12 protein-coding genes and 2 pseudogenes are annotated in these 17634 nt (G+C 44.0%); 11 read left to right on the top strand and 3 right to left on the bottom strand.

Annotated elements, in window-relative coordinates; translation table 11 throughout:
* Positions 1-79: 79 nt before the first annotated feature.
* Entirely contained in the window at positions 80-1942 is a 1863-nt protein-coding gene (gene sppA / locus AC2LB6_RS22060; protein ID WP_490095146.1) for a signal peptide peptidase SppA, read from the bottom strand.
* 173 nt (positions 1943-2115) lie between these two features.
* Between sppA and AC2LB6_RS22055 the strand changes: the two genes are divergently transcribed.
* The 7 genes and pseudogenes from AC2LB6_RS22055 to AC2LB6_RS22025 all read left to right on the top strand — a co-directional run bounded on the left by AC2LB6_RS22055 (position 2116) and on the right by AC2LB6_RS22025 (position 10652).
* Positions 2116-2667, top strand: a complete 552-nt coding sequence (locus AC2LB6_RS22055) for an NAD(P)H nitroreductase (protein WP_490095145.1) — start codon at positions 2116-2118, stop codon at positions 2665-2667.
* Positions 2668-2859: 192 nt separating this feature from the next.
* Positions 2860-3177, top strand: a pseudogene (locus tag AC2LB6_RS22050) (toprim domain-containing protein); the annotation flags it as partial.
* A gap of 81 nt (positions 3178-3258) precedes the next feature.
* Positions 3259-4590 carry a tyrosine-type recombinase/integrase gene (locus tag AC2LB6_RS22045; RefSeq protein WP_490095144.1) on the top strand — a complete coding sequence of 444 codons (1332 nt, stop codon included), beginning with the start codon at positions 3259-3261 and terminating at the stop codon, positions 4588-4590.
* 2 nt (positions 4591-4592) lie between these two features.
* Positions 4593-6377: a hypothetical protein gene (locus tag AC2LB6_RS22040; RefSeq protein ID WP_490095143.1), complete on the top strand. Its 1785-nt coding sequence runs from the start codon at positions 4593-4595 to the stop codon at positions 6375-6377.
* On the top strand, positions 6377-8251 hold the full coding sequence (locus tag AC2LB6_RS22035; RefSeq protein ID WP_490095142.1) for a site-specific integrase: 1875 nt from the start codon (positions 6377-6379) through the stop codon (positions 8249-8251). The genes AC2LB6_RS22040 and AC2LB6_RS22035 overlap by 1 nt, the downstream gene beginning before the upstream one ends.
* Positions 8251-8727, top strand: coding sequence for a hypothetical protein (locus AC2LB6_RS22030; RefSeq protein ID WP_490095141.1), 477 nt, complete (start codon positions 8251-8253; stop codon positions 8725-8727). The genes AC2LB6_RS22035 and AC2LB6_RS22030 overlap by 1 nt, the downstream gene beginning before the upstream one ends.
* On the top strand, positions 8724-10652 hold the full coding sequence (locus AC2LB6_RS22025) for a DNA topoisomerase III (RefSeq protein WP_490095140.1): 1929 nt from the start codon (positions 8724-8726) through the stop codon (positions 10650-10652). The genes AC2LB6_RS22030 and AC2LB6_RS22025 overlap by 4 nt, the downstream gene beginning before the upstream one ends.
* Before the next feature lie 111 nt (positions 10653-10763).
* Here the strand turns inward: AC2LB6_RS22025 and AC2LB6_RS22020 are convergent, their stop codons facing one another.
* Positions 10764-11237, bottom strand: a complete 474-nt coding sequence (locus AC2LB6_RS22020) for a hypothetical protein (protein WP_490095139.1) — start codon at positions 11235-11237, stop codon at positions 10764-10766.
* Positions 11238-11341: 104 nt separating this feature from the next.
* Here AC2LB6_RS22020 and AC2LB6_RS22015 point away from each other — a divergent pair, with 104 nt between their 5' ends.
* Positions 11342-11647 carry a helix-turn-helix domain-containing protein gene (locus AC2LB6_RS22015; protein WP_490095138.1) on the top strand — a complete coding sequence of 102 codons (306 nt, stop codon included), beginning with the start codon at positions 11342-11344 and terminating at the stop codon, positions 11645-11647.
* A gap of 269 nt (positions 11648-11916) precedes the next feature.
* Here the strand turns inward: AC2LB6_RS22015 and AC2LB6_RS22010 are convergent.
* Positions 11917-12995 (bottom strand): annotated as a pseudogene (locus tag AC2LB6_RS22010) (IS3 family transposase).
* Positions 12996-13293: 298 nt separating this feature from the next.
* Between AC2LB6_RS22010 and AC2LB6_RS22005 the strand changes: the two are divergent.
* From AC2LB6_RS22005 to AC2LB6_RS21995, 3 genes are all read left to right on the top strand, one after another.
* A complete protein-coding gene (locus AC2LB6_RS22005; protein WP_490095137.1) occupies positions 13294-13530 on the top strand; it encodes an HTH-like domain-containing protein in 237 nt (78 codons plus the stop codon).
* Positions 13531-13539: 9 nt separating this feature from the next.
* Positions 13540-15075: a site-specific DNA-methyltransferase gene (locus tag AC2LB6_RS22000; protein ID WP_490095136.1), complete on the top strand. Its 1536-nt coding sequence runs from the start codon at positions 13540-13542 to the stop codon at positions 15073-15075.
* 15 nt (positions 15076-15090) lie between these two features.
* Positions 15091-17634: DEAD/DEAH box helicase (locus AC2LB6_RS21995; protein WP_490095135.1), on the top strand; the 2544-nt coding region annotated here is incomplete at its 3' end.

The following is a 17634-nucleotide window of genomic DNA, read 5'->3' as shown; positions in this document are numbered from 1 at the left end:
ACTCAGACTCGCCATAAAACGCGCAGTATAAGGGGAATAGCGGGGAAAAGCAGCCCGACCAGCGGCCGGGCTGAGAGGTTTATCGCACTTCGCCGCAGTTCAGGCAGAAGGCGTAACGGTTCTGAGGATCGTTCTGCTTGTCGAACAGACCCGGCTGGGCTTTCATGGCACTCATGACATCCAGCATCGGCGCGGGCAGCCAGGCTTTCAGCGTATCCGGTAATACCGCCTGCACAGAGGCGTTCATCTGGCTCAGCATCATATCCAGGAAGCTCGGATCATCCTGATACCAGCTCAGCATCGGCTTACTGACTTTCGCCAGCTCACCTGCTTTTTTCACGGCATCATCGAAGTCACCCAGCGCATCAACCAGACCGTTGGCTTTGGCATCGCTGCCAGTCCAGACGTGACCCTGCGCAATGGCATCAATCTGCTCTGGGGTTTTATGACGTGACTTCGCCACCAGACCCACAAAGTTGCGGTAGCCATTTTCGATGGTCAGCTGCATCATCTGCTGAACTTCCGTTGGCAACGCTTTGGTGGTGGAGATATCCGCCAGCGGGGAGGTGGCAACGCCGTCCGTGTGAACTCCAATGCTGTCCAGACTGTTCTCCAGCGTATTGATCACGCCGAAGATACCAATCGAGCCGGTTAGTGTGCTCGGGTTCGCCACGATGTAGCTGGCTGGCGTTGAGATCCAGTAACCGCCGGATGCCGCCATTCCGCCCATTGAAACCACGATCGGTTTGCCAGCGGCCTGAGCCGCCGCCAGCTCTTCACGAATCGCTTCCGAAGCCGTCACGCTGCCACCCGGGCTGTTCACCCGCAGAATGATCGCTTTGATTTTCGGATCGAGACGTGCATCGCGGATCTGAGCCGCTGTGGTATCGCCACCGACGTTGCCCGGCGTCTCTTCGCCATCCATGATGGCACCACTGGCCATGACGACGGCGATGTTGCCATCCTGCTGCGAGGAAGCCTGTTTCACGCTGTAATCATAGATACTGACGCTTCGGTAATCGTTACTCTGTTTATCCAGACCAAAGGTTTTAACCAGCTCTTCATCGGCCGCTGCACGGGAACCCAGCGCATCGACCAGCTTATTATCCAGCGCATATTGCGCGGTATCGCCTTTCACCGCGTTTAATCCGGCAATAATTGCCGCCGCGCCTGGGAAGAGTTGTTCCGGAGTAATCTGGCGATTGGCTGCCACGGTGTTCAGGTAGTTCTGCCACAGCTGACCGACCCAGCGGCTGTCAGCATCCCGTGCAGCAGGGGACATATCATCACGCAGGAACGGCTCAACCGCTGATTTATAGGTCCCGACACGGAAGACGTGCGAGGTCACTTTCAGCTTATCCAGCAGCGTTTTGTAATAGAGCCCGTTGGTGGCGAAACCATGCAGATCCACGGTGCCCTGTGGCGACAGATAGATTTTAGTGGCATAGCTGGCAAGATAGTATTGCGGCTGGCTGTAGCTGTCGCCCAGGGCATAAATTGGCTTGCCGCTGTCACGGAATTCACGCAGCGCTTTGCCTACGTACTGGAGTGAAGGCTGATCGCCACCAGCAAATTCACGTAAGTCGAGCACCATGCCTTTGATGTTGCTATCGCCTTTCGCCTGGCGAATTGCGTCGACCACATCAAACAGCGAGTTTTCCTGTAAACGATCACTGCTGGCACCCAGCAACTGGCGGCCGATTTTACTCAGACGGTTACTCACTGAGGGTTTATCCACCAGCACACCGCTAAGATCGACTTTCAGTGCGCCTTGCTGAATCGGCGCTGAACTGCCGCCCGATCCGCTGACCTGCAACCAGATCCCTACACCTACCACAATCAATAAAATCAGGAAAATATTCAGAATAAATTCCCTGATAAAATTCAATACCCGCCAGCTCCAGCGGAACAGACCTGCAATTATTCGCCACAATGTGCGCATCAGACTCTCCATAAATATGTAGCAGGAAGTGGCCGCCGCGCGGACCAGACTTCCCCGACGAGCTCATCCTAAAGAGCAGCGTGTTAAAAGTCAGCAGGAAATCACTGCGCACTGTTACAAAAAATCTGCCTGTGCCAGGATAACTGCAACATTACAGAGATCGGGAGAGAAACATGGACGCACTGGAATTACTGGTCAATCGACGTTCGGCCTCACGCCTGACTGAGCCGGCACCCGCGGGCGAGGCACTGGAAAATATCCTGCGGGCGGGCATGCGCGCCCCGGATCACGGCACGCTGCAACCCTGGCGCTTTATCATTGTTGAAAATGAAGGCCGCGACCGAATGAGTCAGTTGCTGGAGAAGGCGGCACGCGATAACCAGCTGGATGAAAAGGCGATTAATAAAGCGAGCCAGGCACCGTTCCGCGCGCCGATGATCATCACGGTGGTGGCACATTGCGAAGAGCACCACAAAGTGCCGCGCTGGGAACAGATCGCCTCGGCCAGCTGCGCCGTGATGGCGATGCAGATGGCGGCAGTGGCTCAGGGCTATAACGGTATCTGGCGCAGCGGTGCCTGGACAGATGACGAGCAGGTCCGCCAGGGCTTTGGCTGCCGCGAGCAGGATGCCATCGTCGGCTTCCTCTATCTGGGCACCCCGCAACTGAAATCCAGCACTACGGTGCTCCCGCCAGACACTGCGCCTTTCGTCCGTTACTTCTGATCTGCCTGTCCGGTTCCGGCAGGGTGCTTTTCAGCCCTGCCTTTTGCACGGTTCCTGTGCGAACGATCGCTAACACCGCGCGTCATGCTTACGCCAGAAGACCAGCCAGGCTAACATAGCCCGCGAGATTCCAACCGACAGCGAAAACCGGTTATCACTGTGTTCCTCTGATGTTAAGGATGTCCTGATTCAATGCGTTTGTTTATTGCGGAAAAACCGAGCCTTGGGCGTGCTATCGCAGATGTGCTGCCGAAACCGCATCGACGTGGTGATGGATTCATTGCCTGCGGCAACGATCAGATCGTCACCTGGTGTGTAGGCCATCTTCTGGAGCAGGCGCAACCCGACAGCTATGACAGCCGTTATGCGCGCTGGTCGCTGGCCGATCTGCCGATCATTCCGGAAAAGTGGCAGCTGAAACCCCGTCCTTCTGTAGCTAAGCAGCTGAAAGTGGTTGAGGGTTTGCTGGCGCAGGCGAGTGAAGTGGTTCATGCCGGTGACCCGGATCGCGTACTGTTACGATGTTCTCATTGAGTTAGATTGTTACGTAGATAATCTATGAACTTGTGAAATCATCCGGCGGGTAATCTTATGGGGATCGTGCTTTGGGAACTTCCTGACTTTGTTGTTGATCAGGAAATCAGAAGGGAAATTAATACTGACACTGGCGAATTTTCGATTGACTTTAAAGGTACAGGTCAGCACTTAGGCAAGCTGCCGCTGTTATTTACGGAAGACGGTAGCAGTATCAGGGTCGTCAATAATTGGTTGATTCATTTAAAAGCTAATTTGCGTAAAAAAGAGGTTAATACCCAGGCTCAGGCTTTACTGCATTACTTTACCTTTCTTAATGAGATTGGCATGTCTTGGGATGAGATGCCAATCTCTATCAGGCTACGTCCCACCTATGCCTTTCGCAAGCGTTTGCGAGAGATGTTCAAACGGGGTGAGTTGGCGCGCAGTACCGCTAACAGCTATATGGGATCAGTGATTAATTTTTATAAATTCTATCTGGCTCGAGATCAGTTTTTTGCCTATCCTCCCTTTAAATATGAAGTGGTACGGTTACATAGAAATTCATCCCATGAATATATGAAAAATAATTTTATTCATGTGGATACAACGGATTTAAGATTGAAACTGCCCAGTGATACCCGCCATTTTGGATTATCACGAAAACTTATTCCATTAAGCAGTAAAGAATGGCAGGCCGTAGAGTCAGTATACAAAATTACTGGTATGGGTATTTCAAATAGTGCGGGTAAGGGGAATGAGGTTCCCCTGTCTGAGGAATGTAAACTTGCCATTGAACTGAGTCGATACTCTGGCCTGAGAAGGTCTGAAATTATAACGCTCAGAGCAAAAGAGATTTATAAGCCAGATGCTGAACAGCTCAAGAAAAAATATCTTATCAATACTGAGGGATTACTGCTTGATCCCCGACAAGGTGTTGAAACCAAAAATGGGACAATACGTACTGCTGAGATCCCCGCTGAATTAATGCAGACCCTGTATGATTATATTAATTCATCTAAATATATTAAGCGTAGAAATAGATATCAAGAACTTTATCCTGAACATAAAGATAACCCACCATTATTGCTAAATCAAAACGGTAAGCCCTATGCCGCTAAAACACTGGATGCCAGATGGTGTGAAATAAGAAATGCGGTTAGAAAAGAGTTACCCAATTTTAGTCATAAGTTTCATAATTTACGTTCAACCTATGCAGTAGAAAGGCTGAAAGAATTATTAAATGCTGGGCTAAAGGAGGGAAAAACGCTTGATTACTTGCAATCAGTGATGGGACATAAAAGTAGAGCGACCTTACTGGGTTACCTAAAATTCTGTGAGGAAGAAACAATGACGGCTAATGAAGTGCATGAGAAAGCATTAAATATTATTCTCAAGAGTGATAAATAATTATGGCGTTTTTAAAAGAGAATAAACGCAAAACAGTAACGACATCTAACATTGATACTGATACAGTAATTCATCTTAGCTTACGAGATAAATTTATAAAAGATCAAGATCGCTCTGCAAATTTTGAGCGTTTACTCTACGAAAATTGCCCTAATATTTCTATTACTGACAATAATATAAATATTACAATTGATAAACCGAATTTTGTTTATGCTAATCGACAATCACTTGTAGTACGTATTTGTAATGCAATACACAGTTTAGATGCAACAGATCGGACTAAAGTAAATGTTTTTAATGAAACTGTACGTTTCTTAAAAATGACAGATGAACAAAAAATCAAGAATGCTTTCTGCGTTGACACAATATCAATGTATATAAAAAATCTTGTTAGCTCACATAATCAAGGAAATAAAGGGAAAACATTATCCGGTCGTCAAAATTCCATAAAAGCTTTATTGAAAGCTATGGACTATGAACTATATAAAAAATGTGAAAGCATGTTTATTTCTTTTCCGGCAGATACGCAGAGTGTTACTCCTTATACTGATGGCGAAGTTAAAGAGCTTTTTTATGCATTGCAAACTATATATATATGTTATGCTGCGCATCTTGAAAATGGTACTAAGCCTAAAGCTTTTCCTCTTTATGAACTAAAAGATCTAGCAGGTAATCATAAATATAAAAATAAGACATCAACAGAGAGAACAGTCTCATATAAAAATAGTGATACTGTATGGTTATCTGACTTAGTTAGGGTAGCCTATTTTATGACATGTTTCTATACAGGTACAAATGCGTCATCGTTATTAAAGTTAAGATTATCTGACTTCAGCGAAGGTCTATTTAAAGATCTTAATAGAAAAACGTATAAATTAAACACAAAAAAAGGAAGGCAGTCAGGGCGAACGAATGAAATTGATGTCGGCTTTACTAAGGATGCGAGATCTTTTTTTGAAAGTTGGATTAGTGTTAGCAAAAAAATAAATAAAGATGAAAATAGTTTTTTATTTCCTAATCCATCAATTAATAATAAATTATATATGACTGATAGTAACATGAGTGTCTTAAATAAAACTATTGTTGATCTTGGACTACCTGCCTTGAGTAGCCAACGTTTTAGAAAGACGAAAGCCTCACTGATTATGAGAGCAACAGAGAGTGTGTTCTTTGTTTCCCAGGGGCTAAATAATTCCGTTGAAACGGTTGCAAAACATTATGCAGATGGTAACCGTGTCACCACAGAATTCTCACTGGCTTCCGCACTATATATCAGAGAGCAGACTGCCCTGGGAAAGCCGTTAGATAAGGCCATCACTGAGAGTGCATTCCTGTACCACGACCCGCTTAAAGAGAGCGAAGCCAGCAAGAAATTTAAAAAGTTGACCAATGGCTTAAGATGCGGTGGAGCATTTAAGGATAAAGCGATAAAAGTAAAAGAGCTACTGGTCAAAAATGGTCTGGCTGAAAATCATGATGTGGTGGCTTGTCATAAATTCCTTGAGTGTTATGGATGCAGGCACCACGCTATTATTGCTGAGGTTGATGATATCTGGCTTTTACTCTCTTTTAATGATGTTATTCTGGAAACAGTGACAAGGCCTGCTATTAACTCCCGGCCATCAAACTTACTGAATAAGGTAAATAATACTATTCAGGTCATCATAGAAAGAATGAAAAAGGAGCATGCTGCGGTGTATAAGAGGGCCTATGATAAGTATTTGGATGGAGTGCATCCCCTTTGGCTGGATACGAATGACCTGGAATTAATGCTGGGTATTTACTGATGAAAGAAGTTTTGAAATTTATTGATAGTAATAATATTTATGATGATCTGATCGTTTCTTTTGACACTGAAGGCAATCCATATAGCTACTATGGTTCTGATAAGTGGTATTTATGGTCATTAGGCTTTAACGTTTCTTTCTCCAGATTATCTGGTACTTTCAAGTCGACAATAAAATACCTAGTTCACAAGGTGATATCAAATGATAGCTTAAAGTCCAAAAAAAGTGCTATTAAAAATATCATTGAGGGTGCTGTTATTTTTGAAAAATGCATCACTAGATGTAATGGAATATCATATGACTTTATTGATGATGATGAGGGTTTTAGGCGGTTATTAGTTGAAGCCAAAAGTAAAAGCTTAAAGTTTAAAACATGGAAGAATAATCTTATTTTTTTATCTCATTTGCGTAATGCAGAAGTAATAACCAGAGAGATAAAGAATAACGAAGAGCTAGCATTATATTTATCTGTGAGTGGTGCATCAGTCTCACAAGCAGTATGCATTCCAGAATCTGTTGCGTCTAAATATTATGGTGAGGCACTGAGCGTTGTTGAAGCTTATTATCCTTATAGAAATGAAATATCTTCATGCTATGATGATTATGTGTCTGAGTATTTAGAATTATCAAAACGCTATAAGTCTAATATTTCCGCAAGAAGATATGCACTTAAGAATATTAAACAGCTACCAAAAAACATTGATATTCAATTTGACTATAGCGGCTCATGGTTATCCTGGCTCCGTGGAGCCTGTTATACCGTGATTGCGGCATTTACTGGCTGTCGGGATAGTGAGATAAAGTCTTTTGATATTTATTCCTATCAAGAGAAGAAATATGCAGGTATGACAGTTCCTGTTTTGCATGGTCTTGATACCAAACCTAATGCAGGAGGGGTAGCACGACACACCTCATGGGTAACGATACCGAGTGTTAAAAAATCTATCTTACTGCTTTGGGATGCATTTAGCTTTGCGCGTGAAAAGTGGAGAGCAAAAGCGGATTCAATAGTACATCCTGATGAAAGAAATGCTTTTCTTGAAAAGGTAGACAGCTTATTTGTTACGCTTCCCTATATGCGAGGACATCGACCTGAGGTTGGAAAACAATCATTAGCCCATTCTCTTAACACCTTCGTTAAATCCATTGGATATCGTGCTACAAAAAAGGATGTCCAAGAGTTCGACTTACTAAACCCCTCAAGAAAAGGTGAGCTTAAAATTGGACAAATGTTGAAGGTTCATCCCCATGCATTTCGTCGGACATTTGCTGTTTATCTGGTGCGTAATAAGTTGGCTTCTCTACTCGATATTAAGTATCAATTTAAGCATATGAATATAGCCATGACATCTTGGTATGCCAATCAGGCCAATATCGCTTCTTATGTTGATATGATGATTGACAAAGATCTACAGTATGAAATTGCGGGTGAAAACCAGAACTATATGACAGATGTTTTTTACCATATTTATAATGAAGCTGAAACATTAGCTGGTCATGAAGGGAAAAGAATTAAAAACCTTAGGGCTGAGGGTGACACGCGTATCTACCTAAATCGAGAAGAAATTCGTAAGCAAGTTCAGGATGGTCGGCTTTCGATAGTTGAACACCCTGGAGGATACTGCACTAACCCAGATTGTGACCGAATTTGTGATATGACGACTTGCCAGTATAAAATTGTCACAAAAGACAAGGCAAAAACACTCGTTAATATCAGAGAAAAGTTAATTATAAAATATAATGATATTGAATCTCTTGGGCTGGATATGCCGAATGTTACCTCGAAATTATTTTACGAAATCAGGGCAATTGAGCAGGTTTTATCAGAGCATCATCTTGAGCATGTTGCTTTTAATAAAAAGGATATCTATTAATGATTGATGAAGAGACTCTCTCGGACCGAGGTAAACAGACCATAATCAGGCTTGAACGGGCACTTGAACGTTTGTTGAACGGCGTCCCGAAGCGGACTCCCCACGATGGGCGAGTAAGTCTGAGCCGTATCAATCAGGAAGCGGGTCTGAGTTCGGGGGGGATCTACTACTACGATGAGTTTGTCCAGAAAGCTAAAAGAGCTATTCACGAAAGAAAGCTCGATAACGCAGTGTCTACTATCGAGTCAGGTAAAGCCTCGGTGGATAAAATGCGCGTACAAAGGGACAAACAACACGAGTTAAAAGAGCGTTACAGGTCTCAACGAGACGATATCAAAGCCTTCTGCGATAAGATTATTGCTAAAAATGCTCAGTTAGAATTCTCTTTGTTCGAAGCATTAGATAAGATCGAGGATCTGGAAAGGGAAGTATCAGCACTCAGGGTTGTTGATATAAGCAGCAGGAGAAGTCAGTGATTTTGTACATAGCTGAAAAACCAAGTGTGGGCAGGGCAGTTGCTGATGTTCTGCCTAAACCACATCAAAAAGGGGACGGGTTTATTAGAACCGCAAACGGTGATGTGGTGACTTGGTGTATTGGCCATTTACTCGAACAGGCTGAGCCTGGTGCCTATAACCCTGACTTTAAAAAGTGGCGCAGAGAGCATTTACCTATAGTGCCAATAGAGTGGAAACACTCTGTAAAGCCTGCCACGCAGAAGCAATTCAACGTTATAAAAAAATTGATTAACGAAGCAGATGTGCTGGTCAATATGGGCGACCCCGATAGGGTCGGGCAAATTCTGGTTGATGAGATTATCAATTATTGCGGTGTCCCAAAAGAGAAACGTAAAGCAGCTAAGCGCTGTTTAATTAACGATATGAACGCTGATGCTATTCAACGTGCGTTAAATGATCTACGCCGCAATATCGACTTTATCCCTCTGGCTACTTCAGCATTAGCGCGTGCACGCGCTGACTGGCTCTATGGTATCAATATGACCCGTTTATGTACCTTAAGAGGGCAGTCATCGGGTTATAACGGTGTGCTGTCTGTAGGACGGGTTCAGACGCCGGTATTAGGTTTGGTCGTTAATCGTGATTTAGAAATCGAGAATTTTGTCTCTAAACCCTTTTATGAAGTGTTTATCGATCTTAAAACCGATAAAGACCAAATTTATACAGCAAAATGGAAACCGAGTGCCGCCTGTGAACCCTATATGGATGAAGAGGGGCGACTGATACTGAAAAAGCTGGCTGAAACCGTGTTAAAGAAGGTAACAGGCCAGCAAGGAACCGTGGTTGCTGTAACCGAAGAACGTGCGAAACAAGCCCCGCCATTACCCTATAACTTGTCCGCACTGCAAATCGATGCTTCTAGACGTTTTAATGTCAATGCCCAGAAGACGCTGGATGTGTGCCAGCAGCTATATGAGAAACATAAGCTGATTACCTATCCTCGTTCAGATTGTCGCTATCTACCCAGCGGACACTTTGGCGATATACATAGAGTCACTCAAGCGATCGCTAAAACCGTCCCAGGACTGGCGACAGCTGTTGAAATTGCCGATCTGTCAGTCAAATCTAAGGCGTGGAATGATGATAAGGTCAGTGCGCACCATGCGATTATCCCGACCAGTCGTGGGGTTGATACGAGTCGTCTGTCGCTTGATGAGCAGAACATCTATGAACTGGTTGCCAGACAGTATCTGATGCAGTTCTATCCACCTTTTCAATATCAAGAAAAGCAGATCGATACCGAAGTCGGTGGCGGATTGTTTATCAGCAGGCAGAAAGAGGTTGTGGATAAAGGCTGGAAGGCACTATTGCCGGAGAGGAAATCATCGTCTGAAGATCCCGAGTTTTCAGCTGTAAGATTGCCAAATGTTATCAAAGGGGAGGGGGTACTCTGTGTTGATGGCAAGCTCGATGAAAAACAGACTTCACCGCCACGCCACTTTACCGATGCTTCTTTACTATCAGCTATGACGGGCATTGCCAGATACGTGACTGACAGAGCGATTAAAAAGGTACTTAGAGAAACCGATGGATTGGGAACAGAAGCGACCAGAGCAGGCATCATTGAGTTGTTATTTAAACGCGACTATCTGACCAAAAAAGGCAAAGAAATTCATGCTACGGATATTGGCCGACGATTGATTCTGTCCCTGCCGGAAGCCATGACCAAGCCAGATATGACTGCACATTGGGAGTCCCAACTAGAAGCGATTTCTGAGAAAAAAATCAAGTATAGTCAGTTTATGCAACCAATGGTTGATGGTTTGCACGAGTTTATTCATCAAGTGGACAATATCCGTTTTGATGGGCTTAGAGGATTAGGTAAGGCCTCCTATAAAAAAACTGCAGTAAAAAAGTCAGTAAAAAGGCAGAGTGAAGACTGATCGCATTTGATGCTGAGGTTGATATTACTTCGTGTAGTAAAAAAATATGCTATGCCGCATAGCAAGACCCTAGACAAAGAAGGATGTCCTCTATTTGGCATCCTCCTTTGTTTACAGAGATAACAGCTGGTTAACTGCTTGTAGCTTGCCATTTAGCTGATTTAGTTTTTCAGCAGTATCTTGTTGTAATCTCATTATTTTAAGCTTTTTTTTCGGTATTTTTTCCAGAAACTCTTGATAGGCCTCCAGCTCGTAGCGGATCTGCGCCAATTCTTTTTCTAATTTTTTCTTTTCAGAAGAGAGCAAAAGCGTTGCATCATTAACGACATGAAGTGGTGGATGATTTATCACACCAAAGGAAAACTGGTAACTAATATTTTTTACCTTCCCATCTGCCTTTACAAGGCCTTGATGCCTTAGCTGATAGATACCACGGTCAATCAGCCCTGCAGCCTGTTTCTCCGTGAGTTGAAACTCAGTAATTGCTATACTAATCAATTGACTGCGTAGTACTTTATGATTTCTGAGCTGGTTCAAAATATGACGAAATTTTTTACTGCTGCTGAATGAGATCCCTTGGTTCATATCGGTAAAAACTCACAGGCTAAAAACTTAGGATTGCTAAGTATACAGGAGTGAGAGAAACTTAGACAATCTAAGCATCCGAGACGTCAGATGATGAAAATACTTTGCAGAATAACCCCTTCCCAGAACGACTCAGGCAGGCCAGAAAAAAAGCCGGTTTGTCCCAAAAGGACTTGGGGATCAGAGCTGGTATGGATGAAGGCTCGGCTAGCGGACGTATGAATCATTACGAAAAGGGGCGGCATATCCCAGATATAGATATGCTCAAGAAGCTGGCGAGTGAGCTTGAGGTTCCGCTGAGTTACTTTTTTTGTGAGGATGATCTGAGTGCAGAGCTTGTTTGCCTGTTTAATGAATTAGATGAACAGGCAAAGCTGAACTTAGTTGAATATTTGCGCACAGCAATGTAACAAGTTTAAATAAATGTTTATTTAATCTGGTTTATTGCTCGATACAAATAAATCTGTATTTTTGCACTGATCGTTTTTATACCGTCCCCTGTACATCCCCAAAAATGACCATATTTTCCTTGTCTTTTTTTCATTGGTCGTCCACATTTACTACATATTTTTAAGTGATAGTTGCAATTTGGATTATTGCAAATGCTTTCATTTTTTCTATCTCTTGAAGGAGCTTTGCACTTACTACAGACTCTGGCCTTACTGTAAGTATCCCTGGGTTAGTTCCACGTACTTTTTGAGCTCACCGATTTTTCAGCCATCAACCGGTATTCTTCCGGTGTCAGGTTACTCAGGGATTCCTGAGGTCGCTCGCTGTTGTATTCATTTAGCCAGCGCTCCGTTATTTCCCGTGCCTCATTCAGTGTTCTGAATAGATAAGAATCCAGTATTTCGGTCCGTTATGTTCGGTTAAACCTTTCTATAAATGCGTTTTGTGTTGGTTTACCCGGCTTGATAAATTCTAGCACCACACCATACTCTTCTGCCCACTGCGCTAGAGTCAATGATATCAGTTCCGGTCCGTTATCCATCCGTAACTTCAGTGGATATCCACGGTTTGCCACTATTCTGTCCAACACCCGAACGACACGTTGCGCTGGGATATTCAGATCTATTTCGATAGCCAAAGCTTCACGGTTAAAGTCATCAACAACATTAAAAGTCCGAAAATGGCGCCGCATGTCAACGCGTCGTGCAAAAAATCAATCGACCAGCTCTGGTTTAGGGCCTCCGGTGTAGCTAAGGTACCGGATTACGCACCGGCAGACGTTGCTTCCCCTTACGACGAAAATTCAGTTTTAACAGACAGTAAATTCGGTGAACACGTTTATGGTTCCAGACATTTCCCTGCCTACGAATGACCTGAAAAAGCTTCTTAAAGCCGTATCGCGGATAACGTTCAGCCGCTTCAGTCAACGCCTGAACTACGGGTTCGTCACGCCGGGTATCTGGCGGATAGAAAAATACTGTCCTGCTCGGTGACAATGCCCTGCATGCCTGACGTGTGCTCATTGTAAACTGCGAGATCAGATAATGTGCGAGCTCACGCTTTATCTCTGTTTTTAAAGTTTTTTTCGATAACGTCTTTCAGTGCACGACTCTCAAGACTCAGATCAGCGAACATCTGTTTAAGACGCCGGTTCTCATCTTCCAGGTCTTTGATTTTTCCGATAGCAGAAGCTTCCATTCCGCCATATTTCGCTTTCCAGTTGTAATAGCTGGCTTCTGAAATGGCTGCCTTGCGGCAGATATCTTACACCGTTCGACCGGCTTCAACAGACTTCAGAACGGCGATAATCTGGTGTTCAGTAAATCAGGCTTTACGCATAGTGATCTCCTTCAGGGAACATATTCAGTATGTCGGAAGATCTCTAAAAGTGAATGGTTCTTTTTGCAGGGATAGTTACAATTAATCTCCTTTTACTCCGGCTTGGCTATATAGAATTGACTCTTTGATATAGGGTTGCACAACTGCCGAGTAACAAGTTTTGAGGATTAATTGTTCCAATTCACAAGAACAGACACATAAGATCAAGCACAAATTAGCTAATTTTGCTAAGTTAGCTACAAGTTCAGGTAAAAGCTGAGAAATAGGAATGAAAAAGCAGATTTTTCTGGCGATACGTCTGGCATTAAGTGGAGCTCCACGCAACCAGTACATGGCTGAGTTACACCTGCAAATGATCAAGTACGCTGACGAGCTTCAAGACATTACGGCGAAAGAGTTTTGCGAAGAGGTCGGCCTCAAGCCCAGCTATGGCACCGAATTTAGCAAAATGAGAAACCTTACAAGCCGATTGAAACACGCTGGCCTAGACGTAGACAAGATTTGAGGATCTAAGATGCCCATTTTGAATTGGCTTAACAAAGACGAAGCTGTAACCACGTCTAAAAAATGTACTTATAGACTGCTGGAAGAAGTACCAGAACTCTCCTACGGCGATGCTGATAACGAAAACCTATTGATTCAAGGTGATAATCTTGAAGCGCTTAAAGCCTTGATTCCTTATTATGCTGGGAAAGTTAAATGTATCTACATTGACCCACCTTACAACACAAAGTCTGCTTTTGAGCACTATGACGATAACTTAGAGCACAGTAAGTGGTTGTCTCTTATATATCCTCGCTTAGAGTTATTGCGGGAGCTGCTTTCCGAAGAGGGTTCTATCTGGATCAGTATCGATGATAACGAAAGCCACTATCTGAAGGTAATCATGGATGAAATATTTGGTAGGAAAAATTTCGTCAGTAATGTTGTTTGGCAAAAAAAATATGCACCTGCAAATGATGCTATATGGTTTAGTGACAATCATGATCACATCCTTGTATATGCAAAAAACAAAAATATCTGGCGACCAAACAAACTAGCAAGGACAGATAAATCGAACTCTGCATACAAAAACCCTGATAAAGATCCTAGGGGTGACTGGAAGGCTGGCGATTATACTTGCGCGAAATCTGCTGATGAACGACCAAATTTATATTACCCAATAATACATCCAACCACAGGAGAGGAAGTCTGGCCTAAAAAGACTCGGGTTTGGGCGTATGGACAAGTTCTTCATAAAGAGCATGTTAAAAATGACCTGCTCTGGTGGGGAAAAAATAAAACCAATGAGGTTCCATCCTTCAAGCGACATTTGAGTTCGGTTGAGGATAGCGGCGTAGTTCCTCTAACAATTTGGTCGTGGCAAGATGCTGGTCATACTCAAGACGGAAAAAAAGAGCAGTTAAAAATATCTGACGTGGAGCCGTTCGGTACGCCAAAACCGGAGAAGCTACTCTCTAACATTTTATCAATCGCAACAGATAAGGGAGATTTAGTTCTCGACTCGTTTCTGGGATCAGGGACGACAGTTGCTGTTGCTCATAAAATGAAGCGTCGCTATATAGGTATTGAAATAGGTGAACATGCCAAAACACACTGCCAACCAAGACTTAAAAAAGTTATTGATGGTCAACAAATCGGTATTTCAGAAGCTTATAACTGGCAAAGTGGCGGCAACTTCCGTTTTTATAAACTAGGTGAAGCTGTATTCGACGAATACGGTTGCCTCAATACCGACATTAAGTTTCCAACCTTGGCGTCGCATATCTGGTATTTAGAAACTAAAACACCCCTCGGCAATAAAGCGGATACCCCATTGCTGGGTGTTCATAATGATACTGCATATTACTTGCTCTATAACGGTATCTTAGGTGATCGCCGACCAGCAGGTGGCAATGTACTAACAAGCAAAGTACTCAACAACTTACAAGACATCGACAAACATGAACGCATCGTGATCTACGGTGAATCAAGCCGTTTGGGTGAGGCTCGCTTGAAACAATCGAACATCACTTTCAAGCAGATCCCATACGACGTCGGCACTCTTTGATAAGGAACCCACGGAATGTTTAAGTTAAAAGGTTATCAACAACGTGCCGTTGATGTGATGCAATCTTTCCTCTCTCACTGCCTCAATAGTGAAAGTGTTGAAAATGCGTATAAGTTAGCTCTGGGAGAACAAGAACTTCCTTCACACGCTTACCGTGATTATGGTTTCGAGCAAGTCCCGTACTTTTGTATGCGTATTCCAACGGGCGGTGGTAAAACTGTTCTTGGCTCATATGCTATTGAAGTTGCTGCACGTCATTACCTAGAGACAGAAGCACCTATTGCTCTATGGCTAGTCCCAAGCATCACGATTCGCGAGCAAACATTAGAAGCGTTGAAAACACCAGGTCACCCTTATCGTGAAAAGCTTGATGCTGCTTTCAATCGACAAGTTCTGGTGCTCGATATTGATGAAGTGACTCAAATACGTCCACAGGACTTAGGTAGCAAGGCGATTGTAGTGGTATCGACTTTAGCTAACTTAAGAGTTTCCGACACCTCTGGACGCAAGGTTTACGCTTATCACGAAAACTTTGAGCCGCACTTTGCCAAGATTCCTGCAAACCACCCTTCCTTGCCGCTGCTGGAGAGGGTTTCTGAGGCTGATGTGCAAGAGAACGGTTTGAGCAGTCGTGAAATTGGTAATATCAAATTCTCTTTTGCCAACCTATTAGCCCTATATCGGCCAGTTTTGATCGTGGATGAAGCTCATAATGCTCGTACCAGTTTAACCTTTGATACGTTGAGACGAGTCCATCCTGGCGCTGTCATTGAGTTTACCGCTACACCAAACACCACTAGCGCAAACGGTAGTAACGTTCTGTTTCATGTTTCGGCTTCCGAGCTGAAAGCCGAAGAGATGATTAAATTGCCGATTGTTTTGACGGAACATCAGAATTGGCAAGATGCTGTTCAGGATGCTGTGATAACTCGTAACAAACTTCAGACGGATGCTCAAAAAGACGAAGACTACATTCGTCCCATAGCCTTGTTCCAAGCTGAAAACAAAAATGGCGAGGTGACTGTCGAGTTACTTAGAGATCATCTTATAAATCAGCTTAACATTGATGAAGATAAGATTGCGGTCGCAACAGGTAGCCAGCGAGAGCTAGATGGAATTAACCTGTTCGAACAAAACTGCCCGATTGAATACATCATTACGATCGAAGCCCTTAAAGAAGGCTGGGATTGCTCTTTTGCCTACGTGTTCTGTTCGGTGAAGCAAGTGTCGTCTAGTAAAGATGCTGAACAGTTACTTGGCCGTGTACTGCGTATGCCTTACGCCCGCCGTCGAACCATTGAAGATTTGAACCGTGCTTATGCGCATCTCGCGACGTCGAAGTTTGCAAAAGCAGCTCAAGAGCTGACGGATAAGCTCATCGCTATGGGTTTTGAGGAAATGGAGATCGCCGCATTTTTACGTGAGCAAGCTCCGACGGGTGGTCAAGGGGATCTATTCGGTGGTGAGCAGGAGCAAACTCAAGTAAAACCGACACCACCTTCTGCTATTGTTGTAGAGGTTGAGGATTTACCAGATCTAACAGAGCTTTCTGAGTCAGAGAAGAAGCAGATCACTATGACTCGTGATGAGCAAACTGACACTGCGGTAGTCAAAGTGACAGGCGAAGTCTCACCAAGCATACAAAAAGTGCTAACGAAGCACGTAAAAGCGGGGAAGAAGCGTCTAGCCTTTGAACGTGATGTTCGAGTGCACAATCAGGCAATCGAAGCTACGAAAGCACCATCAGAACGTGGTGAAAAGTTCGGCTTACTTCCTTATCTATGCATGCTTGAGCAAGGCGAGCTGGAGCTGGTTGAATCAGAAGTTTTCCTTCACGCGCACAGCTGGAATCTGCTCGACTACCCAGCTGAATTGACTAACTTTGCAATGAACGAGACTAGCAATAGTTTTGCGATTGACATGGACGGTAAGTCTCTCATTTATAAGGTTGCCGATCAAAAGGAAGTCATCGCTTTCAACCAAGGTTTTATTGACGTTACAGAGCAAGATCTCGTCCGCTGGCTAGACAGGGAGTTGCGACAACCAGATGTTCTTCAGCATCAACTTGTTGGCTTCTTGGGTCGTCTAGTCAAAAATCTGCTTCAAAAGCCTAACTTGACCCTTACAGCTTTGGTTCGCAATAAGTTCCCATTGGCCCGTGCTATACGAGATCTTATCCGTTTGTACCGAAAGCAAGCTCAGCGAGCTGGATATCAAGCGTGTTTGTTCAGTGCTGAAAGTACAGCGTGTATATCCGATGAATTCATGTACCACTTCAAGCCGAGCCACTACCCATCTCGTCCACCTTACTATTCTGGTCGCTATAAATTCCAGAAGCATTACTTTCCGCAGAACCTTATAGAAGATTTAAAAGCTACAGGGGAGGAATACGAGTGTGCTAAAGCCATAGATGGCCTACCGGAGGTAAAACACTGGATTCGTAACCTTGTACGCCGAGATCAAGCTTCATTCTGGCTGCCACTGGCTCATAACAAGTTTTACCCAGACTTTATATGTGAGCTTAACGATGGTCGAATGCTAGTTGTCGAGTACAAAGGC

It is taken from the genome of Pantoea sp. RCC30.1, assembly GCF_058148845.1.
The sequence above is the reverse complement of the archived record's forward strand: the minus strand, read 5'-3'. Positions and strand labels throughout refer to the sequence as shown.

Excerpts from the sequence above, each read along its gene's own strand:
- AC2LB6_RS22000 (WP_490095136.1), top strand. The coding sequence starts at position 13,540 with ATGCCCATTTTGAATTGGCTTAACAAAGACGAAGCTGTAACCACGTCT.
- AC2LB6_RS22020 (WP_490095139.1), bottom strand. The coding sequence starts at position 11,237 with ATGAACCAAGGGATCTCATTCAGCAGCAGTAAAAAATTTCGTCATATT.
- AC2LB6_RS22055 (WP_490095145.1), top strand. The coding sequence starts at position 2,116 with ATGGACGCACTGGAATTACTGGTCAATCGACGTTCGGCCTCACGCCTG.
- AC2LB6_RS22040 (WP_490095143.1), top strand. The coding sequence starts at position 4,593 with ATGGCGTTTTTAAAAGAGAATAAACGCAAAACAGTAACGACATCTAAC.
- sppA (WP_490095146.1), bottom strand. The coding sequence starts at position 1,942 with ATGCGCACATTGTGGCGAATAATTGCAGGTCTGTTCCGCTGGAGCTGG.
- AC2LB6_RS22035 (WP_490095142.1), top strand. The coding sequence starts at position 6,377 with ATGAAAGAAGTTTTGAAATTTATTGATAGTAATAATATTTATGATGAT.
- AC2LB6_RS22005 (WP_490095137.1), top strand. The coding sequence starts at position 13,294 with ATGAAAAAGCAGATTTTTCTGGCGATACGTCTGGCATTAAGTGGAGCT.
- AC2LB6_RS22030 (WP_490095141.1), top strand. The coding sequence starts at position 8,251 with ATGATTGATGAAGAGACTCTCTCGGACCGAGGTAAACAGACCATAATC.
- AC2LB6_RS22045 (WP_490095144.1), top strand. The coding sequence starts at position 3,259 with ATGGGGATCGTGCTTTGGGAACTTCCTGACTTTGTTGTTGATCAGGAA.